The sequence below is a fragment of the Salmonella sp. SAL4457 genome (assembly GCF_046548235.1).
GTDB lineage: Bacteria > Pseudomonadota > Gammaproteobacteria > Enterobacterales > Enterobacteriaceae > Salmonella > Salmonella enterica.
This window is the reverse complement of record NZ_JBGDZO010000833.1, coordinates 1-257: the sequence shown is the minus strand read 5'-3', so window position 1 is coordinate 257 and position 257 is coordinate 1. Positions and strand designations below refer to the sequence as shown.

1 protein-coding gene is annotated in these 257 nt (G+C 59.1%); it reads left to right on the top strand.

The window, feature by feature from the left end; all coding sequences use genetic code 11:
* Positions 1 to 20 precede the first annotated feature (20 nt).
* Positions 21 to 230 carry a tail protein X gene (locus ACLJNW_RS26515; protein WP_017465890.1) on the top strand — a complete coding sequence of 70 codons (210 nt, stop codon included), beginning with the start codon at positions 21 to 23 and terminating at the stop codon, positions 228 to 230.
* Positions 231 to 257: the final 27 nt, after the last annotated feature.

The following is a 257-nucleotide window of genomic DNA, read 5'->3' as shown; positions in this document are numbered from 1 at the left end:
GATATTACGAGGAGTCTGTAATGCGCTACCTTGAACATGTCACCACCGACGGCGAACGCTGGGATAATCTCGCCTGGCGCTATTACGGCGATGCGCTGGCCTACGAACGCATCATCGCGGCCAATCCGCACGTCGCTATTATGCCGGTTTTGCCGTCAGGCGTGCGGCTGATCATCCCGGTTATCAGCGTCACGCAAACGACCCCGAAGCTACCGCCATGGCTGAGATAACGGTATCCGGCGGGGTGTTCGCCACCC

Excerpts from the sequence above, each read along its gene's own strand:
- ACLJNW_RS26515 (WP_017465890.1), top strand. The coding sequence starts at position 21 with ATGCGCTACCTTGAACATGTCACCACCGACGGCGAACGCTGGGATAAT.